This window comes from Legionella qingyii, from assembly GCF_003990155.1.
Classification (GTDB): Bacteria; Pseudomonadota; Gammaproteobacteria; order Legionellales; family Legionellaceae; genus Legionella; species Legionella qingyii.
This window is the reverse complement of record NZ_RZGX01000001.1, coordinates 311,273-337,582: the sequence shown is the minus strand read 5'-3', so window position 1 is coordinate 337,582 and position 26,310 is coordinate 311,273. Positions and strand designations below refer to the sequence as shown.

The window sequence follows — 26,310 nt, the reverse complement described above, 5'->3', positions numbered from 1 at the left end:
TTTACAGACTAAACCCCTTTAAAAGATAATCCACTGCGTGAGGCGTTGAAGTGATCAAATACTCCGGAATCGGTGATCAAATGACTAACGGAATTAGTGATCAAGTCCTCCGGAATACGCATGAAAAAGGTAAAATCAGTTCATCTTCCTTAAATTTCGAACCGAAATCAATATTCAATGAAGTTGAGGCTGAATTTAAAAAAGAAGATTATATATTTTGCGATGATCTTGGAAATGAATGGGCAGACCACATTACCTTCAATATGCAAGAACCAAGTATTTCCTTTATTCATTCCAAATTTGGAGAAACAAGTACATCTGCCTCAAACCTTCATGATGTTGTAGGACAGGCAATTAAAAATCTGGGAAATATGTACTTTACACCTGATGATTTTATGCTCAGGAAAAAAGATAAATTAATAAAGACGTATAACCAGTCTGATATTATTAGATTGAGGCAAGGGAATAGATCAGAGCTCAAGAACCATTTATGTATCATCCAAAGAAATCCACAACTATACAGAAAGTGCATATTAGTTTGTTCATTCATTTCTAAAAATGAAATAACCAACCAATTCAATAGTATAAAGAAAGGAAAAAAAGTAAAGGGAAATATCACTCAACTATTATGGATTGTTTCCTCATTTGTCCATGCCGCAAAAGAAATGAATGTCATACCTGTAATATATTCCAAACCATAATTCATATTTTTTAGGTTAAAGAACCCATTTTAACTGCGACACAGCTGCGACACAAAAACAAACCACTTCAATAAAAATTTGTAACTTATTGATTTTACTATGCCGCTGATGTGAATCGAACACACGACCTTTTGATTACGAATCAACTGCTCTACCAACTGAGCTACAGCGGCGTATTGAAAAGTATACTCAAGTTAAATGATGATGCAACTGCTGTGAATTGTCGTAGTATTGAAACCAAGCAAAAAACCACGTTTTTACATGAATACTAATGATTACAATCATTTTTGCAGGTTTAATCTCTTAATTGAATCAATAAATTATGATTTTATCTGTAATAATTTTCACTAATCTAGCAAATAAATATTCAAATAGATAAAAAATGATTTATAATATCTTGCTCAAAAGATATTTTAGTATATATAAAAAATATTTCTGATTTTTTAATTGAGAATGGTTTTAAATTATTGCAGATGAATATAACATAGCGTCACCCAAAATTATGACAACCTGTGAGAACTAAACAGCCCGTGAAAAAGAGTAAGATTGAAACAGATAAACCCATTAAAGACAGTGGTTATAGCCGAAGATTGAAAGACCGTCATGTGCAGCTGATAGCCTTGGGGGGAATTATCGGATCAGGCTATTTTTTAGGTACTGGTGAAGTAATTAACCTTGTCGGTCCTGCCGTGTTTCTAGCTTACATACTAGGCGGCTTGATTATTTTTCTCACCATGCTTTGTATGGGTGAACTTGCTGTAGCAATTCCTATTTCAGGTTCCTTTGTCACATACACCGCTGACTTTATATCTCCATCCGTTGCCTGTGGCGTAGGATGGTCTTATTGGATCAGTTGGGTAGCATACATCCCCGCCGAATGTGTTGCGGGGGGAATCATCATGGAAATGTTTACTGGAGTAAATGGTTATGTATGGGCTGTTTGCTTCGGCTTACTGATTACATACATTAACCTGGCCAAAGTAGATACTTTTGGTGAAATCGAGTTTTGGCTGGCTTTGATTAAGATTTTGGCTTTATTTGGCTTCGTTATCTTAGCTATTTTAATTTTCTTAGGCCTAATTCACGGCCCTGACTCAGATGGATTTATTGGCTCGAAGTATATTTCAGGCGATGGAGGATTTCTTCCTAACGGGACCATGTCTCTATTAACCGCGATGGTTCTCTTGCTGGTTAACTATCAAGGTTCTGAAATCATTGGTCTTGCTGCTGGAGAATCAGAAAACCCTGCACGGATGATCCCACACGCAATTCGCAATGTAACTTTAAGAATTCTTTTCATCTACATCATTCCCGTATTTTGCCTTGTATTAATTTTCCCTTGGCAAAAAGCCGGATTATCTAACTCTGTGTTTGCAGATGCCCTAAATTTTTACAATCTCAAATGGGCCGGTGCTGTAACCAGTTTTGTGACCCTCAGCGCTACTTTATCGTGTGCTAACTCGGGATTTTATGGCACTGTCAGGGCTTTGAATGCTTTAGCTCGTGATGGTATGGCTCCACATACATTTGCCAAATTCAATCATAATTCAGTACCACAAAATGCGATTATTGCAACCTTAATCACCATCTGGATTCTTTTAGGTGTAGGGTACTTTTTCGGACAAACTCAACTCTATATCGCCCTTCTTCTTGTATCTGGATTTACAGGGACTCTGGCATGGATATCCTTGTGCACCTCACAAATTCGTTTTAGGAGTCGATTATATCAAGCTGGGTATACTACAGCGAATCTTCGCTATGTGACCCCTTACTCTCCCTACACTGGAATTCTCGCAATAATACTTATGTGTATTGCTTTATTTTTCCTGGTACTGAATAAAGATCCTACCTATAAGCTTGCTTTTTACATAGGTATGGTTAGCTTTATCGTTCCCATCATAATCTATAAGATTTTTGACTTGTCGAAGAACAGGAAAAAAGCACTACACCTCAAATCGCGTGTTAAGTTTCAGGATCTCTTCCCACCTGTTTAATTTTTACATCAATTTATTCACACGAAACAAGCCCAAACTAAATTGGGCTTGTTCTTATTTAAGCAAATCTCTAATGTTCTCATTACAAAGTGCATTTAAACACAATAGATTGTTCTGATTTATTGTCCTTGTTAGGCAAGAATTGTGTATGAATCGTATTAAATAATCCTTTAATGAAACTTCTATTTCTCTTTTGACAAAAGAAAGTGCTTAATCCATCCTGTGATCCTCGTTTATCTTGTAATAACTTAATTCCATCTTGCCCTAATGGATTTAAACAGATGTCTAATCTATCTAATTTTTTTAACTTTTCAGAGTTCATTTTAGCTATTGCTTTTATACTTAATTTATTATTATTGAGAACCAACCCTCTAATTCTTAAATTCTCATTAATTAAAGTAATAGCACCAGCATCACCAATTTTGTTTGTGCTTATATCGAGAAAGTTAAGTTTTTTATGTACAGCCAGATAAGATACTCCTTTATGAGTAATTTGATTATTACTTAATATGAGCCGACGTAAATTAGTTTTTGCTAAAGTTTTTGCACATTCATCATTAAGTTCATTATCACTTAAAATGAGTTGTTCTAGAGTTGAATTCCTAACAAAAAACTTCAAACCTTTTGCAGTAATGTTTTTGTCATATCTATTATTGTTAGAACTTAGATCTAATTTTTTAAGTGATGGAATGGTAGCCAATAAACGCAGACCTTTATCTGAGATTTTATTCGCTCGTAATGAAAGCACTTCAATTGAACCTAGCCTTGATAAGATTTTAATTTTATCATCATCAATCATACAGCCATTCATTTTAATTCGTTTTAAATGAATATTTGCGTTTATGGCGTTAACCAGTTCATACAAACATTGTTCGCTAATCTCTTGATCGCTCAAGTCTAAAGAAACTAAATCTGGTACATTATTTTGTAGTAAGAAAATTGCTTCATTTAAATTAATTTTTCTGTATTTAGGCATAAAAACTCACATTTAAAACATATTGTATTATAATTGAATGGTATAATCTATTTTTGTACACAATTAGATTAATATAGTAAAGGTTTTAATCCATGGCTATATGGCAAGATGTTTACGCCCTTGATGATTGGCTTATGATTTTAAAAAATTGTAAACAACATGATGATCCAAATGCTAAAGAATTAATTAACAAATTATCTAATCTATTAGATGAATATCATAATATTTCAAAAGTAACCTTAAAAAATATTCCCAAACGACAGAAAAAATTAACACAAATAGCACAACTTGCTCAAGAGTATAAGGATTATTTAGGCGATCAATTTATATCTAAAGAACAAGAGAACGTAACTGGGGATAAATTTCCAGTTGGATTTTTGGACTCAACATCTACAAAGCCACGAAAAGATACCCGCCTTAAAGGCTCTATAGATCCATGGATCCATGGGTTACAGCAGAGAGCAAACAAGAAAATAAACTACCTAAATAAATTAAGCGAGTATTATAAGCATGCACATTCGAAATATGTAGATAAGAAATCACTACTTAAGACCCTAAAGACCGAAGAAAATAAACATAGTAAACAGAAGTTTTTTCGTTTAAGTAGTGGCACTTTATTGGAAAAGCAAGATCCAGTTCATCGTCCCATTGAATTTATGCTCGAAGATTTAAAAAGTAAACGTAATACCGCAGAATATCCAATGAATATTGCTTTTTATCAATGGGTTGAGACCAAAACTAAAGTCCCATTTTTCTTGTGGCTGGAAAAGCATCCTATCAGCACAACAACCCGAGATATTAGTACGAATTGGCGTGGCTCTTATAAAAATAAAATGGGTCCAGTTAATTATGAATCTCCAGAAAACGTATCAGTACATATTGAAGATGTGGATGGTGATTATAAATTAATGGCTAAAAAATTAAATTCTAAAAATATATTTGAATTAAATACAAGTAAATTAGCTGATTTTGTCTTTAAGGTAGGCTGCCCACTGGGCGCAGCTGCATTTATTTGGGATGCAAAAGATAAGAACCATTTTTACACACATATTCATGAGTCTGGTATCTATCATCACTCAACGATGACTTCTGGAAAAAAAGTACGGTGTGCGGGAATGTGGTTAGTAGAACATGGAAAAATCACTGCAATCGATAATAACAGTGGTCATTACAAACCCACTTCATTGTCTTTTTATAAGTTGATTTGTCTCTTGCATGATAAAAATCTACTTCATCCAAATGCACAAATAGCCGACTTGCGTAGGCCTAAAAGGCTTAAAGACAAAAATAATATTTTTAAAGGTTATGAAGACAATTATACTAATTTGAAAAGTTATCTTGAATGGGCAGAAGACTTGCCAGAAATTAAAAAATATTTACATAAAAAAAATATTCAACCTTTGAGTGAACGATACGAACCTAAGACTAAAGTAATGGGTTCCCAAAAGTTTTAACTCTATCTCTAAGCGATTTTTATGGCTGCTTACCCTTCAAATTATAAAGCAACAGCCCCTAATGCAACTTTTGTCCATTAGGTACTTTGGGGTCGGTGGTTACGAGGCATATCGCTCCATTTTCATCAGAAAATCCAACCAGCAAAAATTGGGAGATAAAACCTGCGATATTTTTTTCACCTAAGTTGACACACCCTACTACGGAACGTCCTAATAAAGTTTCTGGCGTATAATGTGCGGTAACTTGAGCAGAGGTTTGTAATACTCCTATATCCTTGCCGAAATCAACCCAAACTTTATATGCAGGTTTTTTTGCACGAGGAAATTCTTCCACCTTAACAACGGTACCTGAGCGCAATTCAACTTTGGCAAAATCATCGAACGATATAATCATTTAAAACCTCTTCCTCATAAATGAGTACTATAAAACACTCTTAAACCAATTAAGCTACCGTTGCTACAGTGCTTGTATTTAACTCAGGAACCAAGCTTTTTAATAAGATAAACAACTCATCGCTCTGATTTTCCTGACAAGCCGTATTCAATAAGCGCATTGTTTGAATTAACTCGTCCCAATTGAGTTCACGGAATTTTGCCTTGAATAATTTTTCATGTTCTGTTGAAGCCAATTGTTCAGATTCATGGAACAATTCTTCAAATAACTTCTCTCCTGGACGTAATCCAGTGTATTCAATCATAATGTCCTTTCCAGGCTCTTTCCCTGCCAAACGAATCATTTGCTCTGCCAAATAGCTGATTTTAACCGGCTCCCCCATATCCAGGACAAAAATTTCTCCACCTCTTCCATTAACCATGGCCTGTAAAATCAACTGACATGCTTCAGGTATGGTCATAAAATACCGTTGCATATCAGGATGAGTTACTTTTATCGGACCACCACTTTGTAATTGTTTTTGAAATAACGGAACAACGCTTCCCGCTGAACCCAAAACATTTCCAAAACGAACTGTAATAAATTGGGTGTTAACCCTTCCATTCAGGTTCTGACAATAAATCTCAGCGACTCGCTTGGTAGTTCCCATTATGTTGGTTGGATTTACTGCTTTATCCGTAGAAATCAAAATAAATTTTTCGACACCAACGGTGACGCTAGCCTTAGCAACAGTCTGAGTTCCAAGTACGTTATTAACCACTGCAACACGTATTTGATTTTGTAAAAGTGGTACATGTTTGTATGCCGCAGCATGAAATACTATTTCAGGTAAAAAATCAGCAAAGAGATCATTAATCGCTACTTCATCTGTAACACTGATCAACTTAAGTTCTAAAGGGATATTTGGGAAACCTTGCTTCAGCTCAAGTTCAATTTGATATAAATTAAACTCGCTGTTTTCAACTATTGCCAAACTCTTCGGTTTAAGGGCTAAAATTTGTCGGCATAGTTCTGAACCAATTGAACCTCCCCCACCAGTAACCAAAACTCGCTTGCCGGCTATACCCGCTGTTAATCGGTCCCATTGTAAATTGACCTGATCCCTGCCTAATAAATCTTCTATATTAACTGGTCTTAATGCATTGACCTCTACTCTTCCAGACGCTAAATCATTCAGGCCAGGAAGTGTACTGAATGGAATTTGGCTCTCCTCACAACAGGTTACAATACGGCGCATCAACGAAGAACTCGCTGATGGAATAGCAATAAAAATCAAATCAATCTCATACTCCTTGACTCGATCGGCGATTTGGCAAGTCGTTCCCAGAACAGGAATTCCATGAACCTCAAGACCACGTTTTGCCAAATTATCATCAATAAAACCTACTGGTTTATATTGATTGGAACGTCTTAAATCACGGCCAAGTCCTTCTCCCGCCATACCCGCACCAATAATGAGTACCCGTTTCATTTCAGTTGATTTATTCCATTTGGCTCGCTTATCCCAATAAATTCTTCTCAGCATCCTACAACTACAAAGAAGTGTAGTTAAAATCAGACAATATAAAGGAAATACAGAACGAGGAACCTCATGGAGAATTGAAGCGAGATATAAAACAGGGATTCCCAACACTGTAGCCGAGAGGGTAGCTTTTAAAATTCGTACTACATCGTTTAATGAAAAAAAGCGCCACAGGCCGCGGTATGTCTTAAAATAAAAATAACAGCAAACTTGAATCATTGTTAATAGAGTCAAGGCAATAATGAAATGCGTCGAAGTAAATATTTTAGGTAAGGGATGCATGTTATAACGCAACCAATATGCTGTATACCATGCTACTGGAATAGCAAAAATATCACACAGAAAAACCGGAAATTTTTTATGCAGTTTTTGCAGAAATATTGGCATTTTGTGTATCATAAAGAATCATCCTTCACTCATTTTATTTCTTATTATCGAGAGATAGTACACTATGTTGATAGGTATCTCATCAAAAATCACTACTGCCCTAGCAAACCTTAATTCTAATCTATTTCTTTTCTGATGAAAAAAAAGTGGAATTTTCATATATTTCATAGCGATACATTGAATCAGGGTTATTGCTCACATAAGTGTTACTTAATTTATAGTCGTGACGGTTGCGTAAAACTGCTTTTAAACAAACATCACTAGGGGTATATATTACTCTTCCTTGATCAATAAGCGAAGTTAAAATGATAAATGCTGGTTTTTTATGCAAAACTTCCTTACAAAATTGCTCATACATCTGTTTTGTCGGATAGTGGGCCATCGACAAATTGTTTAAACAATATGAATCAATAAAATTCAGTGGGCTGGCATAAGGAATCAACCCGCTATCTGCTAAAACCACCCAATCCTTGGGAGAGCCATGACTATGTAACCAATCCACTACCTTGCCACGTAATTGTTCGCCTTTAACTGGATTTTGGCTAAAGTACTGGTAATCGGCCAAACTCATGGCCGGGATAAAAAGAAACAAAAAAACAAAAAAACTTAAATAAAAAAGCAACGCGAAAGTGAAATCCTCCTTTTGCCTACAGGCAAACACTATTCTGCGAATACCTTGTACTAACAGGGGAAGCAACAGAGCAAAAGCTGGTAAAAAAAGTCGATTATCAAATGCCACCACGGGATCTGAATCTGCTAGCATAATTAGGTAAACAAGACTGGGTAACCATAGAAAAAAATACCGTTTATCTTGAGGCTTGATGCAGGCAGGCAAAGATAAAAGAGCTAATGGCCAAATTAGTTTGAGGTAATGAAAATCCAAAGAAAATGTGAGTGATTGAGTTAGCCCTTTACAATAAACTGAATTAGGAAAGAAATATCCAAAATAAATGAGGCGCCAAAAAAAATAAGGTCCATAAAACAATATGAGGGTTAAGCAAAAAAGTAAGATATCATACCAGTACTGTTCTGTTTTTTCTTTAGGCCTATCCCAGCACATCAAAATAAAAAACAAAATCATAAATACAGGAGCCTCAGGTCTTGTCATTCCAGCCAGCGCAAGCAAAATCCCAGCACTTACAAAATAAGGTTTTCGTGTGGCTGCACGCACATTAGGAAAAAGGTTATACCCCATTCCTCTAAAACAACAATATACAGCCCCACATATGAATGATTGATATACTGTAGTCTCCAAACCGCTAGTTGCCCATATAATTTGACCTTTATAAAATAATAAACCCATACATGGAAGAAGTGATTCACGTACAGAAAGCCAGAATCTGCTAATTAAGTAAATAAAATAACAGGTAAAAAACAGCCCGAATAATCCAGCTATTTTTAAAACAACTATGGGGTTACCTTTTAACAGGAGGGTTAAAGCGCCCAGAGCGACAAAGCTAAAATTGGAATATCCTTCTACAGGAGGAGCATGCAAATTCCATAATAAGCCCTCTCCACCAGCCCAATGCTTGGCATAGCGCAAAGAAATGTACATATCATCAATGGTAAATGGCCAAATCGCTTGTATCTGCAGAATAAATAAATAAAAAAACAATAAAATCAGAATACTGTCATACCAACGAACTCCTGATTTCATTGAGCCAAAGCCATAAAGGTTAAAACTACAAAACACCAAAGATTTATTCGTGATAATCGATCGCTTAAAAAAACAATAACAGGATCATCATTTTCAATATTTTGCGTTGCAAGCCAGGCAAAACGCCACAATGCAATTGCAGCAAATGGAACTGTCAACATAAAGTAAAACGATTCATCACGAGCGTATATAATATAGAAAACGTAAGTAAGGAAACTGCTGACACCAATTACAAGAATCAGCCAATGAAGCATTAGAGGATTATACTTCTTCAATACTTTTCGTGTCGCATGCTTTAGACCTAATTGCATTTCCATCCTTCGTTTGTTTAAAGCAATAAAGAGGCTAAGCAAGGTTGCTGTAACAATTAACCAAATAGAAATAGGCAAACCTATACCCAACGTCCCTGCTAATACGCGCAGCATAAATCCTGCAGCAATGCAAAGCACATCAACAATAGGAATCAATTTGAAAAGATGGTTGTAGGCAACATTAATTACTAAATAAATACAGAGTATAATTGCCAGTTTTTTAGAAATTAACCAACCTAAAGTGAGTCCAGTGAGTAACAATAAAAACAACATAAAAATCGCTTCGACCACAGAAACACTTCCACTTGCTATTGGCCTATGTCGTTTGTGAGGATGCAAGCTGTCTTCTGTTCTGTCTTCAATGTCGTTATAAATGTATATGGCACTCGAAATCAGGCAAAAAGCTAAAGAAGCGAGTAAAGCAGGTATAAAATATCCAGGAGTAGGTGTATAACAAAATCCCAACATCACAAAGACTGCTTTGGACCAATGGGATACACGAAGAAGCAAAAATAAATGTTTCAGCCTTTCCATGACACTCACTTTTTTTATATCATTTATCAATTCAATCACCTTCTCTGTTCCGGTAAAAATACACATAGGGGCAACTACGTAGTAGCATAACTCAGTACTGAAGTTACACGACGTACATACCTAGCAATTACACTATAACTATAGTCAATAAGTAAAAGTATCATAATCCTGAAAAAATGCATCATTTCAAAAGCTTAATCATTAAATAAAATATAAACTTTCAACATATTGAAGCAATTTAGTAAATAGTAATCAAATAACATTGCATTTATACAATTACGAAGTAAGATAAAATATACAAAAGGAATTACACGCATATAGTACATACCAAGAATGCCAACGGACGGGGGACATCATGCACTTTATTCTTACACCAGGATGTATCGCAAAATTCGATAATCTACGTAAAGATTATGAAGCAGAAAAACATGTTGATTTAAATGAAAAACCTTCGATGATAGGAAAACCTATTTTTTTTGGAGGAACCGATGTTGTCAGTAGAAACAAACAGGTTTCATTCTTGGAAAAAATCAAAGCGGTTCTTAAAATCCATTTGCTACATGAACAAGACATTAAAACCCCCGCACAACGTCAAGTATATATCATTGCAGCACGATTTATGATTGCTGCATGTTTATATGTGCAATCCCAAATTGGGAATTCCAAACGTAATTCTGCTTTATATCGACTCACTGAGGATAATTTAGGAATAACTGCCGAGAATTTTCTGGATGAGGAAGATAAAGAAACATGTTATTTAACTGCAGAGCGACTTATTAAAACGCCACATGCTCTGGAGCATGCTAATCTGGTTCTCGAAAAGGATGGGCTTAGGCCATTTACTGAAAAAGAATGGAAACAATTCGCAGATTTTTTAAATGAGATATGTCATAAAAAAGAAGCACAAGATCAAATCACAAACTTCCCCGTCATCTCAATTACACAACCTTTATTCGGCGCCGCTTTTGCCTATGTTGGAGCCACTGTAGGTGTCGTATTAGCCGAAGGCGCGACTAATTCGACCACAGCCATATCCCCTCGGGTTCAACTAACGGCTCTGGTTGGAAGCACCTTATTAATTTTCAGTCCTGCAGGAACAACAGGAGTTGCCCTCTTTGCACCTGTAATTGCAACAAAGCTTTTTACATCTTTTTGTACAATCAGTTTGGCTCATCTTATGGGAACAGCAGGAAGATACCTGGGGCAAGGTGTAGGGATAGGAATAGGATTTCCTTTTGATGCGGCATATAACTTACTCTGGTCTATTTGTTCTCTTATAAATCATCACTACAGTAAAAAACCCGAACTTGCTCCAATTGATGGCATACGCATTGTTGATGGCGCTATAATCATTGCAGGCATTCCTATTCAATGGGTTGCTGAGAACTCTCTACCGGAAGGTTGTACTAAAAAAATTCTTGAAATAACTGAAGAAGGTGAAATTCACATTGAGGGAGAAGAGGTAAACGACAGTGAAAACCCCATGCAAATCCCTCGTGAAGTTATTGAAGAGCTAAAGAAACAATTGGAAAACAGCTCCACTCAAACGCCCGAATCAACTGGAGTCCAGCAAGAAAATGATGCAAAGAAAACTCAGAAAAAAGAAGAAGAGGAGGAACTGGGAGATTCATTCTCTCTGGTATAAACTATTGCCGTTGATGACAAAATGGAAATTTGAGTTAAGAGTAGGAAAAACATACATATTGATTCAATAAAATTGCATTTCCTATTTAGCCTGGGTGCAGCGCAGCGGAACCCAGGTTTAAAAGCAAGTAATTTCGAGCCTATCTTCGGGTTCCGCTGTACATATTAAGGGCGATTATCAACCTCTTTGCGTTGACTGGGCATAAAATCTTTTCTATCAAGCCCCATTGCCACTGCTAAAGCTCCTGCAACATAGATAGAAGAGTAAGTACCTATCAGAATACCAATGATCAATGCCAGAGAAAATCCATGAATGGCCTCACCTCCATAGATAAACAGAGCAACCACCACAAAAAGCGTCAACATCGATGTCATGATGGTACGTGATAAAGTTTGGTTAATCGAAATATTCATAATTTCTATAGAGCTGGCACGACGAATCTTCACAAAATTCTCGCGTACTCTATCAAAAACTACAATGGTATCATTTAGAGAGTAACCAATGACTGCCAATAAGCCTGCCAATGCTTTAAGATCAAACTCAATACCAAAAAAGGCAAAAATACCTAATATCAATACAGGGTCATGGACTAAAGCAACAGCAGAGCTCACTGCAAGTCGATATTCAAAGCGCATGGCAATATAAATCATCGTTGCTAACAAAGAAACAACAACAGCCAGGGCTCCTTTAGTCGCTAACTCTTGCCCTACTTGTGGCCCAACAATATCCACCCTTTGTTTTGCAGCACCAGGAAGAGCACTCATAACCTGATCAACCAAGCGAGCCTGCTCTTTATCCTCTCGAGGAGCAATACTAATTAATACATCTTTGGAAGTACCGTAACTCACAACCTGAGCTTCTTTAAATCCTGCCTTACTCAAACTTTCCCTGATTGAAGGTAAGTCTGCAGCTGAAGAATAAGAAACTTCAATTTGAGTTCCACCCGTAAAATCAAGTCCCCACTTCAAACCATGAATCGCTAAAGCACCTATAGAAAGCACAAAGATCAACATAGAGAATATCGCCGTCCAACGACGAGCACCCATAAAGTCCACATTTGAATTTGGATTAAAAAATTCCATCTGAGCCTCGCCTTAAATACCAATAGATAATTTCTTAACAGCCCTACCGCCATAATACCAATTTACAATCCCTCGGGTGTAAGTGATGCCGGTTAACATGGAGGTCAGCAATCCTAAAGAAAGCGTTACAGCAAATCCACGCACAGGTCCTGTACCCACAGCAAACAAGATAATAGCTACGATTAGGGTAGTTACGTTCGCGTCAAGAATGGTAGAAAATGCACGCTCATATCCTGCATTAATTGCAGCCTGGGGTGATAATCCATGCCGTAACTCTTCACGAATACGCTCATAAATCAGTACGTTGGCATCCACCGCCATACCCACCGTCAATACAATCCCTGCAATACCTGGAAGGGTTAAAGTTGCATCGATCACAGACAGTAATGCACAAAGTAAAACCAAGTTAAGCATCAGCGCAATATCAGCGATAAGACCAAAAAGGCGGTAATAAACCAGCATTAAGACTAGAATTAAGCCCATGCCAACTTCTAATGAAATAATACCTCTACGAATATTTTCCTTACCTAAAGTGGGTCCTACGGTGCGTTCTTCTATTGGGTAGATCGCAGCAGGCAAAGCACCTGCTCGAAGCAATAAAGCCAGGTTACTTGCTTCTTTACTGTCAGTAAGGCCAGTAATCTGGAAATTATTACCCAAAGCATTTTGAATTACTGGAGCACTAATAACACGCTCTTCTCTATGAGTAACTCTTTTTTCCACTCCATTTACAGTTTGTATGGAATTTTTTGTTTCAACATAAACAATGGCCATACGTTTACCAATATTCTCTCGAGTTACTTTGGTAAACAAACTTTCACCGCCCCCACCAAGCTGTATTTGTACTGCTGGGGTAGCTGATTGCTGATCATAACTGGAAACGGCTGAGGTAATTGAATCACCACTCAATACCACTTGTCTTTTTAACAGAATAGGACGTCCATCCATCACCAGTAATTTATCATTGACAGGAATAGCCCCAGTTTGTTTCGCAATTTGAGGATCATTATCCTGATCCACCATATAGAATTGCAACGTTGCAGTTCCACCAAGAATTTGCTTCGCACGTGCTGCATCTTGAATTCCAGGCAAATCTACGGCAACACGGGTTGCTCCCTGTTGTTGCACAACAGCTTCACCAACTCCTAACTCATTAACTCGATTTCGTAAAATACTCATTGTTTGTTCAATGGTATTTTGACGGGTACTGTTTAACTCGACTGGTGAAATCGAACCTATTATTTGATTGCCCGTTTTGCCTTTTACAAAAACGAGATCAGGCATTTTTTCCTTTAAGCCCGAATAGGCATTATTCATTGATTCACTATCACGGAAATGTAAGTCAACACCTTTATCTGCTACATAACGAATGCCGATATAACGAATGCCAAGCTCGCGTAATTCTTGACTAATATTTTTCATTACCCCTTCATAACGACGGCTAATCACACTTTCCACATCAACCTCTAATAGAAAGTGTACCCCTCCACGTAAATCAAGACCTTGTTTCATTGGAGCCGCACGAATAGAATCCAACCATCTTGGTGTAGATGGAGCTAAATTCAAGGCCACAGTATATTGAGATCCCAAAGCATTTTTGATGGTATCGCGAGCTAACAACTGTGAATCAGTTGATGAAAAAACGACTTCAACAGATTCATTTTGAGTGATGACTGATTTATAAGATAGATTATCTTTCTTTAAGATACCTTCTACCTGGTTTTTTAATTCATCATAATCCACAGGTGTTTCAGACGAAATCTGTACTACAGGATTCTCTGTATACAAATTAGGTATAGCGTAAATAAACCCAACCACTGCAATAATAATCAGCATCAGGTTTTTCCATAAAGGATATTTATTTTGCATTTCCGTGTCCTGACTTTCTTAAAGCGATTTTAAAGTGCCTTTCGGCAAAACAGTGCTCACTGCACCTCTTTGTATATTAATCTCTACACCTTCGGCAAGACTGATTTTGATGTATTGCTCATCCAGACTAACTACTTTAGCTAATATACCTCCTGAGGTAATAATCTCATCACCTTTCTTTAAACGGCTTATTAAATCACGATGTTCCTTTGCTCTTTTGTTTTGGGGTCTTATAAGCATAAAGTAGAACAACACAAAAATTGCGGCGATCATAATGAGCGAAAAAGTTCCATCTCCTTGAGGCGCTGCTGTAGTCCCCGCTGCAGCTAGAGCATCGCTAATAAAAAAACTCATATTGTCTCCTATAATCTACTATTGATAATCGCGTGACATCATATAGCGAATTGCCCTTAAGGTAAATGAATCAACGAGGAAATTAAAACAGTTTTTCACAATAGTAGTTTTTATTTAGAACTATAATTTTCTGGAAGGATTTAAAAGGGAATTCAAATGAACAAAATTAAGCGCTTTATTCTTTATTTATAATGACCTATTTGATATCACTGAATCCAGTCCATTAGCCAAATGATAAACAGTACGAAACCCAGCTTGTCTTAATAATATCAAAGCTCGCTGACTTCTTTGACCTGACTGACAATAAATAAGGGTGGTTTGTAACGGATTTAATTCATTAAAGCGGTCAGGCAATTCAGACAGTGGAATTAATGTCCCGCCCAAGTTATTCATATTATGTTCTGTAACTGTTCTTACATCCAACAATAATGCGTCGGGATTATTTTGCAAAAAGCTTGGTAAAGCATCTGCTAATACTGCAAAAGATTGCATCTCATCGGATGGTACACTTTGAGTAAAAATATTTTTCTCTACGGTTTGGCCAGACACACAGAAGGAACATTCCTCATTTTTTACCAAATGAATATTTTTCATTTCCATTGATAAAAAATCGATACAAAGCAAGCGATTCAACAGAGAAACACCACTTTGAGTAATCCATTTGATAATTTCTGTCGCTTGCACGATCCCTAGTAAACCCGGGAGAGTCCCTAACACACCACCATTCTGACAATTTGCAAATGAATCAGGAATCACGGGAAACAAACAGTGTAAACATGGATTGTCTTTACCATAGAACAGCGAGCAATGACCTTGAAATTGGTAAGCACTGGCATAAACATAAGGCTTTTCCAAGCGATAGCAAATCCCATGGGTCAAGTAACGAGTGTAAAAATTATCCGAGCAGTCGGCAACAAGATCATATTGCGCGATGATATCTTCAGCATTCTCATTATTTAAACGAGCCTCATATACCTGAATGTTAATGTTTGAATTCAAGCCCTGTAATTTCATTTTTGCAGTGGTCGCTTTTAGGTGATAGATATCCTTTTCTTGATAAAGTATTTGCCGATGTAAATTACTTTCTTCGATAAAATCATCATCGATTATCCCTAAAGTCCCGACCCCTGCCCCTGCTAGGTATGGAAGTAAAGTTGCCCCGATTCCTCCCGCCCCAACACACAATACACGAGATTTTTGGAGTTTTTTTTGTCCATGAACGCCTATCTCTTCTAATCTAATTTGCTGTGCATAACGTTTTAATTCGGATGACGAAAACATGTTTAGCCTCTCATTGTTCGATTAAACTCAAAAGCTTCAGAGTAGATTGGTGAGGATCGGCTGCTTTGGTAATTGCAGAAATAAGGGCAACGCCTTGAACACCTGTAGCCACCACATCAGGCATGCGATCGATATTAATTCCTCCTATTGCAACTAAAGGATAATTTAACGTACGTTTCCAGCGCTGTAAGCATTCAATGCCTTGAGCTGCAAAAGGCATTTCTTTGCTTGTTGTCGGAAAAATTGGGCCAATTGCAATATATGAAGGGCACAGCGCATGCGCTCGTGCTACTTCGTAGTAACAATGAGTACTTACTCCCAGCAAAAGCCCTTGTTTTCTAATTGCATCAAGATCCGCTGTATCCAAATCTGATTGCCCTAAATGCACTGCTTCTGCATTTAACTTTAAAGCCATTTCCCAGTAGTCATTTATAAATAATGTGGCCCGATGTTTTTTAGCCAAAGCAATGCTTTGCCGCATCTCCTCTTCAAGGGTGTTTGTTTTTTCTTTAATTCGTAATTGAATGGTTTTTACTCCAAGATTCAAGAGCCGTTCAACCCAAGAAAATTCATCAACCACCGGATAAAGACCTAATCGGTGACATGGCTTAAATGGTTGTGGCGCTTCATACAATGGTTTAGATGCAAGATAAGGTAAATCAGTTTCATCTTCTGGAAAACCACCGTAATACACACTGGTTTGTCCTCGACGTACTGCCTGATGTACGTACATTTTTGCTATGATTAATGCGTCTTCAAGCAAATAACCAAGAGCCAGTGCACCAGTAATTGCTGCGGAGAAAATCGAACGAAGTTCCGGATATTTTGCATCATAGATACGATTTTGAGTCAGCCAAAATGAAGTGCTTCCATTGGTCCAATAATCATGCTGCCATGAAGACTCGTGCATAGGCTGCCCTATGAGAAATACACTTTTAGCACCAAGAGCTAGTAGTTTATATGCAGTTTCTTGCATGGCGTGATGTGTTTTGACCTGACAATTTAAAATAAATTCAGCTTCATGCGTATTTAGTACCAAAACATCGGCAAAAGAAAGTCCAGCGCCTAAATTACTCTTCTTTTCCTCAACATATTGAGATAAGGATAAGCTAAAATCCCAAACTACAGGTCCCGCATAATGATTGAGAATCTGAATGTCGTCAGCAGAAACTCTCGTTTCAATTTTAATTGCGGCAGGCGGAGTTTTAAGAAATCGCTGCGATTGCATCTCAAGACCCAATCCTCGAAGTGTTTGTCTATCTGCTTCATTACCCATGTTGCTCCATACAGTACTCATCATGCGATCTCCTGATGCCAAAACGGTGTATCGATTAAAGGAGTACACGATTGTGCCGTAATTCGTTCAGGCATAAGGCCAGCTTCAAAAGCAGAACGTCCTGCGATGACAGCATGTGAAAAAGCCTCAGCCATAGTCAATGGATAAATCGATGAAGCGACTGCACTATTCAACAAGACCGCATCAAAACCTAACTCCAAAATGCGTGTCGCATGAGATGGCTTTCCAATTCCTGCATCGACAATCAGGGTTACATCCGGTAATCGTTGGCGTAATGTCTCCAAAGCAAAAGGATTAAGTAGCCCTTTTCCAGAACCTATAGGTGCGGCCCAAGGCATCAAAATCCGACAACCGCAATCCACTAAACGCTGACATAAAACCAAATCATCCGTACAATAAGGAAACACTTCAAAGCCTCGTTTTACTAATTCGGCGGCAGCATGTAACAATTCAAAAGGATCGGGTTGTAAACTGTAATCATCACCAATTACTTCCAATTTAACCCATGAAGTTTGAAATAGTTCACGTGCCATTTCGGCTGTAGTAATCGCAGTTTGTGCGTCACGGCAGCCCGCAGTATTAGGAAGTATATTGCAACCCAAAGACTGTATGGTTTGCCAAAATAAATCGCCCCCCATATCACAAGGCATTTGCCGTTTTAAAGAAACAGTAATCACGTTGGTTTTGGAAGCTCGAATTGCATCAGTCATTACCTCAAGTGATGGATAGCCAGCTGTCCCCAAAAGCAAACGACTTGTTAAGGGTTTATCTGCTAAATACCACATAGCCCTACCCTCCCTGCATCGGAACAATCAAATCAATACGATCGCCTTCACACAATGTGGTGTTGGAAAACATAGACTTAGGAACAAACTGATTATTAATTGCGATTGCTACATGTGCAGCAATACCCTCTCTCTGCTCAAGCATTTCCTGCAAGGTACAGGATGAATCAAGAGTATATGGTTTATCATTTATATAAATGATCATGAATAAGCCTCCCAAAGCTCAGGATAACAAATGTCTTTTTGATTGCTCTTTAATCCACGTAGAATTTCCTCTACTAATGCCGGAGCGATTAAATATCCATGACGATAAAGTCCGTTAACAGCAATAATTCGTTGGGCATATCGTATGCGTGGCTGATGATGCATTAAGGTAGGTCGGCAATGCGTCACTGTCTTAATTACCCGTGCTTCAGCAAAACCTCGGTGCACATAGTATGCAGCGGTTAATAATTCAAGTGTGGTACGCACTGAAATGGGGCTGGGATCTTCTGATTCTAATTCACTGGCGCCGATAAGGTAATAACAATTAGGGCGCGGTGCAATATAAATATTATAGCGTGGATGCAAGAGGCGTATTGGCCTTTTTAATTGAACATCAGGAGCATACAGCCAAAGAAGTTCGCCTCGAAGCCCACGTAAATTTGGAAAAGTGTTTTTTGCTCCAAGACCTCTGCAATCAAATACAAAATCAAATGAATAAGACCTCTCTCTTGTTTCTATCTCGCCTGGATGCATGCGAGAAACAAAAGTATGATCTCGCCAAATAGCACCGCGCTGGCAAAGATGTTTTTTAAGTGCCAGCAATAACGTCTGATTATCAAGTTGTGCTTCTCTGGGAAAATAATATGCCATTTTCAACTGATGCAGTTCTGGTTCCAGTTGGCTTAATTCATTTTGGTTGAGCAACTGATAACAGGAATCACTTAATTTATTGACAATTCTGCCACTAAATTGCTGCCATTCTGCTTTATCTTGAGGATGATGCACCACAAGACATCCATTTTGGCGAAAATATACGGGGTCCGCTAATTGATCCAAAATAGATCTCCATAAGGTGTCAACTGACTCTACTCCCAGATTAAAAATCACTTGCTCCGCTTTATCGAGTTCAGACATTGGTGCCAAAAGCCCTGCTGCTGCATTACTGCAATTATTGAAAAAGGGTTCTGCCTCAAATAATGTCACTTGCAAGCCTTCATTTTGTAAACGAAAAGCCAATAAACACCCCATAATTCCAGCACCAACAACAGCAACATTTTTCATTTAATTAGAATCACTTTTCTCAATATATTGGTAGCCTGTTTGCAGCTGCATCTAGGCTACAATTGTATTTTCATTCACTAATGCAACACGCAATAGGTTCCAGCTCCGAATGAGGTATCTTAGGGAGCAACTCGTTTGTATAACAAGCATTTACTGCAAAAGACTCATCGATAATTCCCAAATGCTTGCCGAAACGACCTACTTTATTCCAATCACGCTCCACATTTAAAAGAGTACGCGAGAAAAAGGGTAAACTGCGGATGAAAATTGTATGATACATAGGGGTTCGCAATTGAGGTTTCACCCTGCATAACAGTTCATAAGCTTCTTCGGGGTTTTCGGTAGTAAACGCAGCCCCCCGTTGTGTGGCATTGAGAAATCCTTTAAGTGTTTCAGGCTTTTTTAACATGCGTTCTGGCACAATAAATTGAATGGAACAAAAGCAGCAACAACCTAAGCCTGCAAGCTGATCGATACGCAGAAATACCGTTTCACCCCGTAAATGTTCTAATTCAACTTTTTGAAAATTAATAAAACCAATCCCTGTATCAACGATATCACGACAAATCGCATCAGTAACATTCATGCCAATACGAACTGTTTCATAACTTGAGGGATCAATGCCAGCTAATGTTGCCAAATTATCGATAATGATTTTGCCAAACTCGCCAATATAACCAACCCGTTTGCCAACAATATCCTGAAATGAGCTTATACCACTGGATTTCAGTGCAATCAGACCTGTAGGAGGTTCATCCAATAATGTACCAATTGAGGTAACAGGATAGCCTTTTGCACGGGCAGCTAAGGTATGAATCATGGCCTTGACCCCAAAATCAACATGGCCCATACCGACAATTTCGGTCACATCGCTTGGATCGCTAGGTTCTAAAATTGCGAGTTTTATACCTTCTTGTTGGTAATACCCTAACGCATGGGCAACAAAAATGGGGGTATGGTAAGGGTTTGCATACCAATTAAGTAATAGGGTAGTTCTCATAGATAACGCACTCATGCCATAGCTCCTTGTTTAATTAATAAAATAGGATGGCTAAAGATATCGCGTTAAGACTTAATAGAAGAAATGAATCTGCATTCAACAAAACAGTTAAATAACTCTTAAAGACCGGTCTACAATACGGTAGAGAGTACTCTAAGAAATTAACTGTTCTAAAAATAGATACAGATTTAAGGCGTTCTTACGCTGGTATGAACCAGATCAAGTTCAACGGGTATTTCTCAGACGTTTATCACGACACCCCGCGCCATCAAATTGACCGTAATGCTAGCTGGTATGGAAAAAACTGTCAAATATTATAAGAGGCCCCTCATCGCCCCTAACGGGCACCTTCTCCCATTTATGGGAGAGAGCTGAGGGTATTACCATTAAGTTAAGAAAAACTGTCGTTCCCGCGAAGGCGGGAACCCATTTCTGACAAAGCATTGTGCCAATTTAAGAATAGATTCTCGACTTCGCGAGAATGACAAAAAACCTTAACTTAATGGCAGTGAGTGCTAGGGTCAGGTTTAAAGAGCATCAACTAACCTCACAATTCTGCACATAAAAAACATTATGCTGGATCAGAAATCGCTGACATAATAAAGGAGTATGTTGCAATAAATGATGTAAATAAGCGCGAGTAAATTGTTGCGAACAAGTAGGACAAACACAATTCGCATCGATCATTTCAAATTGCATTTGTGTTTTTGAATCCATTAGATCCACAGTGCCTGTCTTGCTGTACACCCTTCCTTGCATTGCTGCTTGAGCTGGCTCATCCGTCTCAATAAATCCTATTCCCTGATGACGCAAACGTTGAATTAGTTCAGACTCAAAACATCCCATAACATAACGTGGGACATGGGAGAATTGCTCTAATTTAGCCCAATTCGGTTCATTCAAAATCTTAAAATAAACCCCATGAGGTTTCATAACTGCATGCTGTTCTAAATCATCACTATGAATAAATGGAACAATTGCATCATCCCAATTGTCCCAAATTTGTGGAAAATCACGCATGATATGTTGGGGTAATAGTACTGCATCCGGTTTTAGATACAGGATCAGTCCGATGAGCTCTTCCAAAGCAAGTTTGACTCGGGACCCATCATAAGGAGACTTAAGAACATAAACCTTTTCTTTATTGGCAACAAGTGACGCAGCATTGATTATCATCATTCCAGGACAAGCCAGATAATGCGCTAAATCAGGTATTTTTTGAAGTACATCCTGACCAGGCTTATACAACAAACTCTCCAAAGAATAGGATGCGGCAGTTACCTTTGCCTCTTGCCAATTTGCCGTTGTAAGGCACAAACCTGCTTCTGAAGTTAAAACAGGTATAAAATTTTGTACTGCAGCCAACATTCCTGATCTCCTGATTTACAGCAATAAACTGGTGTCGCCATAACTAAAAAACCTGTACCTTTTTTCAATTGCTTCCTGGTAAAGCATCATTGCTTGTTTATGGCCTATAAAAGCTGAAACCAGCATTAATAAAGTGGACTCAGGCAAGTGAAAATTAGTCATTAATCCATCGCAAATCTTAAACTCATATCCCGGGTAAATAAAGATGTCTGTATCTCTGCTACATGGGGTTAGTTCTCCATTTTGTGCAGCACTTTCAAGACTACGCAAAGTGGTTGTACCTACTGCAATTACTCGATTTCCTGCTGCTTTCGTGGCGTGTACTGTCTCACACAATTCAGGACTAATTGTAAATCGCTCACTATGCATTTTATGATCTTTAATATTATCGCAACGAACGGGTCTAAATGTTCCCGCTCCAACATGCAAAGTAAGATACGCCACAGTAACGCCTCTTGAACGTACGCTGGATAATACATGCTCATCAAAATGCAAACCTGCTGTGGGAGCAGCAACAGATCCTTCATATTTTGCATAAACCGTTTGATAACGATTCTGATCTAGCGTTTCATCAATTCGGGTAATATAAGGTGGCAATGGAATATGCCCTATTCCATTCAATAAGTTCAAGACATCCATATCGGCATGACAAAGAAATAAATCATCGTGTCGATCAAGAACTTTGATTTCTTTATCTTGCTCCAACTTAATCATTGAGCCAGCTTTCAGCGCTTTACTGGCCTTAATATGAGCTAGAAAGGTAAGTTCGCCAGTAATACGTTCAACCAATAACTCAACTTTTCCACCAGTATTCTTATGGCCATAAAGTCTGGCTGGGATCACCTTGGAATCATTCATTACCAATAAATCGCCAGGGTTTAAAAAATCAGCTATTTCACGAAACTGGTAATGACCGTATTCACCATTCTGACGATTATAGGTTAAAAGACGTGAGTCACTGCGATTCGCTAACGGATACTGCGCAATGAGTTCTGGAGGTAAATCAAAGTAAAAATCCTGTTTATTCATAGAGCAACCTGAAAATAAATTGCCGCTATTATACACGGATTATAACCATTCATCACCCCTGACGGATAAGAATCATAATTAAGGATTCAATGGTATTTATTTCTCTTTTGGTTTTTGGGTTCTGTAACCAGAACCCAAAAACCTGCGATCTACTTTGTCTTTAGTTTTTTACAAGAGGGTACAAGTGAGGAAACGATGTCTGTGAGTTTAAAAGATGAAGATCCGGAACTTCTGAAGAAGAAGGATCAGCAAATACCTTAGAATGAATTGGATTTTCATCGTTCCCATATGTCGTTTTCTTTTGTGGATGGAAGTCACTACCCATCTCGGAATAAGAACCACTTATTTCAGGACCTACATCCTGCTTTTCTGAGCCTGAAGATTTTGAAGCACGAGCATTCACCGCTGCTTTAGCTCCCATTCCAGCCAAACCACCAATGAGTAAAAATGGTGACCAAAGTACAGCGCCTATAGATTTCATAACTCCTTTAAAACTTAATCCATCTTCATTAACAACTCGTGATTTAATCATGTCAAACACATTTTTATCACTTCTATAGCATTCTTTAGCACTAGAATACAAAGAAACCAGACCTAAAGCCCCATATAAAACAAGAGCACCGAGCCCAAAAGTTGCAGCACTAAGAGCAATTGCACCCGCAGCACCTGCGCCCGCAACTCCTGCAGTAGTTAACGATGATGCAGCTAAACCAAAAGCGAACTTAACTGTCAACGCAAAAATAATAATAGGAAGAATAATAAAAGAACCTATGAGTAGTGCCCCAGTACCTGCGTAATGGCTTCGGCGAGAATAATATGTATAATCGTGGGCATTATAACTCGCTCTCGTAACTGATGGAGTTGGGGCATGAGCGTGACGGGTAGCGGGGGTATTAAAAACGTTGGAAGCATGATGATGCTGATTATCATACCCCCCCCACGAAGGAGTACCACGAGTAACTTGATTATGAGCATGCTGCTTATGAGAAGACGCCACTTTTATTCTCCTTTTGTTTTTATTAAATTCCAAACTTGAGGCAAGAAGTATAAAAAAGAAAACTTAAGGTTTTATTAATAAAATCACTGAGTCTTTACAAAAAAATTACATTTCTATACATAAAGATCATAGGATGATTAATAGAAAAACAGACAGTATCCAAATTAAACCACTCGCAACATAAGGATGCTGATATCCCTTAAAATTTTTTCTTCGGGATAGAACATCAAGAATAAGAACCGGGACCACAGAAAGTACAGTTATCATAAATACCAATACCAACGAAACCGCCTCTTTCTGAAAAGGCATCATACGCACTAAAAAATTCAATACATCATGCAATAGTTCACGTGCGTAAAATATTCCCCATAGAAACCAAAAATTATAAGTATAAATGAGCCAGGATGCAGCAAACATTGGTATTAATAATTTAGCACCTTTTATAGCAAAGAGATTATTAAAGGCTTTGATAAATTCTTCTGAAAAGAAAACTGTAATCGCACTAAAAAGAATAACCAAAGCTAAGGTTAATAACATTTATCTATTCCTTTTCTCAACATCTTCTAGCACCTCCCAGCGCTCATAAAGCTGGGTTAATAACGTTTCATCCTCAACCAATCCTTGATTTATCTTTGCAATCATCTGAGCATCTTGTTGGTAAAATTTAGGATCAGCCATTTGTAATTGTAACTCCGCTATTTTTCCTTCTAATTGCTCAATTTTCTGTGGTAATTGCGCAAGCTCTCGTTGCTCATTAAAACTTAATTTATTGGTTACCGTAGTTCGTTTTAAAACCGGTGCTTTTGTTACCTGATCACGCTGTTGTTGTTTCTTATGCATTTTGTATTCATCATAACCACCAACAAATTCATTAAACTGTCCTGCTTCCTCATAGACCAGAACACTGGTAACGACCTGATTAATAAAGGCTCTATCGTGACTAATTAATATTAAAGTTCCAGGATAATCAGCTAACATACCTTCCAGGAGCTCTAAAGTTTCAATATCTAAATCATTAGTAGGCTCATCCATCACCAACAGATTGACTGGTTTGGCAAAGAGTTTTGCGAGTAATAATCTGTTGCGTTCACCACCTGAAAGCACTGAAACCGGTTGATTAAAACGCTCGGATGAAAATAAAAATTCACGCAAGTAACTGGCAACATGTTTTTGTTTACCGTTAATCGTTACATAATCTGCCCCATCACCAACATTAAACATGACGGTTTGATCTTCATGTAGTTGCCGGCGTAATTGATCAAAATAAGCAACACTCAAGGATGTACCAAGTTTTATCTGCCCAGAATCTGGTTGTAATTCTCCAAGCAATAGTCTTACTAAAGTCGTTTTACCGCATCCATTAGGACCAATTATTCCAAGCTTATCCCCCCGACTTAGCAATAAGGAGAAATCACGTAAAATCGTTTTATCTCCCAAGGTATAATTAACATGGTTTGCTTCAATGACCACCGAACCTGAACGAGTTACATCCAAGGAAAATGATTTGACCTTACCCAATTGATTACGACGTGCCTTATATTCTTCACGCAATGCCTTTAACGCACGAACCCGACCTTCATTTCGGGTTCGTCGTGCTTTGATTCCAGTACGAATCCATACCTCTTCCTCAGCCAGCTTTTTATCAAATAAATCATTTTGCTTTTGCTCGCTTTGACGAATAGACTCTCTTCTATCCAGATATGTTTCATAATCACAATCATGCTGGTACAACTTCCCTCTATCAATTTCTACAATCCGATTGGATACTTGACTCAAAAACTCTCTATCATGAGTTACCAAAAGCACCGACCCTTTGAAACTTTTCAAATATGACTCTAACCATTCAATCGCTTCAATATCCAAATGGTTTGTCGGTTCATCCAATAATAATAAATCCGGAGTCGCGATGAGTGCTGCTCCTAAAAGAACACGGCGTTTCATGCCTCCTGACAAGTTATTCATACGCTCACGAGTGTCTATGCCTAAACGACTGGCCATAGTCTCAATTTGTGGCAATTTGTCCCAAGCATGTAAATTATCCATTTGTTGCTGGCATATGGCTAATTTTTCCATATTACCCAATTGGGATAATTCATTAAAACGAGATAAAACCTCACCTACTTCACCAAGTCTTTTCACTAGAAAATGATAGACAGATTCCTCTTCTGCTACTGGGACTTCCTGCGTGAGTCCAGCAACACGCAATCCGGAAAGCTGATTGATTTGACCACTATCAGGAATCAAGTCTCCCTGCAGGAGTTTAAGTAGAGTGGATTTACCCGCTCCATTTCGTCCAACTAATGCAATACGATCCTGAGGTTGGATCTGCCAATCTGCATTATCCAATAACTGATTTCCCGCAATATTGAGGGACACACCATGAAGGGAAATTATACTCATACACTAA

23 protein-coding genes, 1 tRNA gene and 1 riboswitch are annotated in these 26,310 nt (G+C 38.0%); of the genes, 4 read left to right on the top strand and 20 right to left on the bottom strand.

Annotated elements, in window-relative coordinates; genetic code table 11:
• The first annotated feature begins 80 nt into the window (after nucleotides 1-80).
• Nucleotides 81-701, top strand: coding sequence for a hypothetical protein (locus ELY20_RS01370; protein WP_110141342.1), 621 nt, complete (start codon nucleotides 81-83; stop codon nucleotides 699-701).
• A 100-nt stretch (nucleotides 702-801) separates the two neighbouring features.
• Here the strand turns inward: ELY20_RS01370 and ELY20_RS01365 are convergent.
• Nucleotides 802-874: transfer RNA gene (locus ELY20_RS01365), tRNA-Thr, on the bottom strand.
• A 339-nt stretch (nucleotides 875-1,213) separates the two neighbouring features.
• Here ELY20_RS01365 and ELY20_RS01360 point away from each other — a divergent pair.
• Nucleotides 1,214-2,695 (top strand): amino acid permease, encoded by a 1,482-nt coding sequence (locus ELY20_RS01360; protein WP_110141341.1) that lies wholly within the window; start codon nucleotides 1,214-1,216, stop codon nucleotides 2,693-2,695.
• 82 nt (nucleotides 2,696-2,777) lie between these two features.
• On the opposite strand, the gene ELY20_RS01355 is transcribed toward ELY20_RS01360, so the two are convergent.
• The gene (locus tag ELY20_RS01355; protein ID WP_110141340.1) at nucleotides 2,778-3,671 is read right to left on the bottom strand and encodes a leucine-rich repeat domain-containing protein; all 894 of its coding nucleotides are present in this window, start codon (nucleotides 3,669-3,671) and stop codon (nucleotides 2,778-2,780) included.
• Between the two features lie 134 nt (nucleotides 3,672-3,805).
• On the opposite strand from ELY20_RS01355, the gene ELY20_RS01350 reads away from it, so the two are divergent.
• The gene (locus tag ELY20_RS01350) at nucleotides 3,806-5,125 is read left to right on the top strand and encodes a hypothetical protein (RefSeq protein ID WP_126955653.1); all 1,320 of its coding nucleotides are present in this window, start codon (nucleotides 3,806-3,808) and stop codon (nucleotides 5,123-5,125) included.
• Nucleotides 5,126-5,183: 58 nt separating this feature from the next.
• Here the strand turns inward: ELY20_RS01350 and ELY20_RS01345 are convergent, their stop codons facing one another.
• The 4 genes from ELY20_RS01345 to ELY20_RS01330 form a co-directional block, all read right to left on the bottom strand.
• Complete coding sequence (locus ELY20_RS01345) at nucleotides 5,184-5,519, bottom strand: tRNA-binding protein (protein WP_110141338.1); 336 nt, start codon at nucleotides 5,517-5,519, stop codon at nucleotides 5,184-5,186.
• 49 nt (nucleotides 5,520-5,568) lie between these two features.
• Nucleotides 5,569-7,440, bottom strand: coding sequence for a polysaccharide biosynthesis protein (locus ELY20_RS01340; RefSeq protein ID WP_110141337.1), 1,872 nt, complete (start codon nucleotides 7,438-7,440; stop codon nucleotides 5,569-5,571).
• Between the two features lie 109 nt (nucleotides 7,441-7,549).
• Nucleotides 7,550-9,085 carry a protein LphB gene (locus tag ELY20_RS01335; protein WP_110141336.1) on the bottom strand — a complete coding sequence of 512 codons (1,536 nt, stop codon included), beginning with the start codon at nucleotides 9,083-9,085 and terminating at the stop codon, nucleotides 7,550-7,552.
• On the bottom strand, nucleotides 9,082-9,969 hold the full coding sequence (locus ELY20_RS01330; RefSeq protein WP_110141355.1) for a decaprenyl-phosphate phosphoribosyltransferase: 888 nt from the start codon (nucleotides 9,967-9,969) through the stop codon (nucleotides 9,082-9,084). Before ELY20_RS01330 ends, ELY20_RS01335 begins: the two co-directional genes overlap by 4 nt.
• Before the next feature lie 316 nt (nucleotides 9,970-10,285).
• On the opposite strand from ELY20_RS01330, the gene ELY20_RS01325 reads away from it, so the two are divergent.
• Nucleotides 10,286-11,575, top strand: a complete 1,290-nt coding sequence (locus tag ELY20_RS01325) for a hypothetical protein (protein WP_110141335.1) — start codon at nucleotides 10,286-10,288, stop codon at nucleotides 11,573-11,575.
• A 164-nt stretch (nucleotides 11,576-11,739) separates the two neighbouring features.
• On the opposite strand, the gene secF is transcribed toward ELY20_RS01325, so the two are convergent.
• The 14 genes from secF to ELY20_RS01255 form a co-directional block, all read right to left on the bottom strand.
• Nucleotides 11,740-12,657 (bottom strand): protein translocase subunit SecF, encoded by a 918-nt coding sequence (gene secF / locus ELY20_RS01320; RefSeq protein WP_110141334.1) that lies wholly within the window; start codon nucleotides 12,655-12,657, stop codon nucleotides 11,740-11,742.
• A 12-nt stretch (nucleotides 12,658-12,669) separates the two neighbouring features.
• The gene (gene secD / locus ELY20_RS01315; RefSeq protein ID WP_110141333.1) at nucleotides 12,670-14,526 is read right to left on the bottom strand and encodes a protein translocase subunit SecD; all 1,857 of its coding nucleotides are present in this window, start codon (nucleotides 14,524-14,526) and stop codon (nucleotides 12,670-12,672) included.
• 18 nt (nucleotides 14,527-14,544) lie between these two features.
• On the bottom strand, nucleotides 14,545-14,880 hold the full coding sequence (gene yajC / locus ELY20_RS01310; protein ID WP_058467774.1) for a preprotein translocase subunit YajC: 336 nt from the start codon (nucleotides 14,878-14,880) through the stop codon (nucleotides 14,545-14,547).
• Nucleotides 14,881-15,066: 186 nt separating this feature from the next.
• Complete coding sequence (locus ELY20_RS01305; RefSeq protein WP_110141332.1) at nucleotides 15,067-16,161, bottom strand: HesA/MoeB/ThiF family protein; 1,095 nt, start codon at nucleotides 16,159-16,161, stop codon at nucleotides 15,067-15,069.
• Between the two features lie 10 nt (nucleotides 16,162-16,171).
• Nucleotides 16,172-17,461 (bottom strand): thiamine phosphate synthase, encoded by a 1,290-nt coding sequence (gene thiE, locus ELY20_RS01300; RefSeq protein ID WP_110141331.1) that lies wholly within the window; start codon nucleotides 17,459-17,461, stop codon nucleotides 16,172-16,174.
• On the bottom strand, nucleotides 17,458-18,243 hold the full coding sequence (locus ELY20_RS01295) for a thiazole synthase (protein WP_110141330.1): 786 nt from the start codon (nucleotides 18,241-18,243) through the stop codon (nucleotides 17,458-17,460). The genes thiE and ELY20_RS01295 overlap by 4 nt, the downstream gene beginning before the upstream one ends.
• 4 nt (nucleotides 18,244-18,247) lie before the next feature.
• Nucleotides 18,248-18,448: a sulfur carrier protein ThiS gene (thiS, locus tag ELY20_RS01290; protein WP_110141329.1), complete on the bottom strand. Its 201-nt coding sequence runs from the start codon at nucleotides 18,446-18,448 to the stop codon at nucleotides 18,248-18,250.
• Nucleotides 18,445-19,509, bottom strand: coding sequence for an FAD-dependent oxidoreductase (locus ELY20_RS01285; protein ID WP_110141328.1), 1,065 nt, complete (start codon nucleotides 19,507-19,509; stop codon nucleotides 18,445-18,447). Before ELY20_RS01285 ends, thiS begins: the two co-directional genes overlap by 4 nt.
• A gap of 70 nt (nucleotides 19,510-19,579) precedes the next feature.
• Nucleotides 19,580-20,524, bottom strand: coding sequence for an ABC transporter substrate-binding protein (locus ELY20_RS01280; protein WP_110141327.1), 945 nt, complete (start codon nucleotides 20,522-20,524; stop codon nucleotides 19,580-19,582).
• A gap of 164 nt (nucleotides 20,525-20,688) precedes the next feature.
• A riboswitch (TPP riboswitch) is annotated at nucleotides 20,689-20,782 on the bottom strand.
• A gap of 264 nt (nucleotides 20,783-21,046) precedes the next feature.
• Nucleotides 21,047-21,877: a tRNA-guanine transglycosylase gene (locus tag ELY20_RS01275; protein ID WP_110141326.1), complete on the bottom strand. Its 831-nt coding sequence runs from the start codon at nucleotides 21,875-21,877 to the stop codon at nucleotides 21,047-21,049.
• A 15-nt stretch (nucleotides 21,878-21,892) separates the two neighbouring features.
• Nucleotides 21,893-22,906: a tRNA preQ1(34) S-adenosylmethionine ribosyltransferase-isomerase QueA gene (gene queA / locus ELY20_RS01270; RefSeq protein WP_110141325.1), complete on the bottom strand. Its 1,014-nt coding sequence runs from the start codon at nucleotides 22,904-22,906 to the stop codon at nucleotides 21,893-21,895.
• A 160-nt stretch (nucleotides 22,907-23,066) separates the two neighbouring features.
• Entirely contained in the window at nucleotides 23,067-23,903 is an 837-nt protein-coding gene (locus ELY20_RS01265; protein ID WP_110141324.1) for a hypothetical protein, read from the bottom strand.
• Between the two features lie 126 nt (nucleotides 23,904-24,029).
• The gene (locus ELY20_RS01260) at nucleotides 24,030-24,440 is read right to left on the bottom strand and encodes a hypothetical protein (protein WP_110141323.1); all 411 of its coding nucleotides are present in this window, start codon (nucleotides 24,438-24,440) and stop codon (nucleotides 24,030-24,032) included.
• Nucleotides 24,441-26,303 carry an ATP-binding cassette domain-containing protein gene (locus ELY20_RS01255; RefSeq protein WP_110141322.1) on the bottom strand — a complete coding sequence of 621 codons (1,863 nt, stop codon included), beginning with the start codon at nucleotides 26,301-26,303 and terminating at the stop codon, nucleotides 24,441-24,443.
• Nucleotides 26,304-26,310 lie beyond the last annotated feature (7 nt).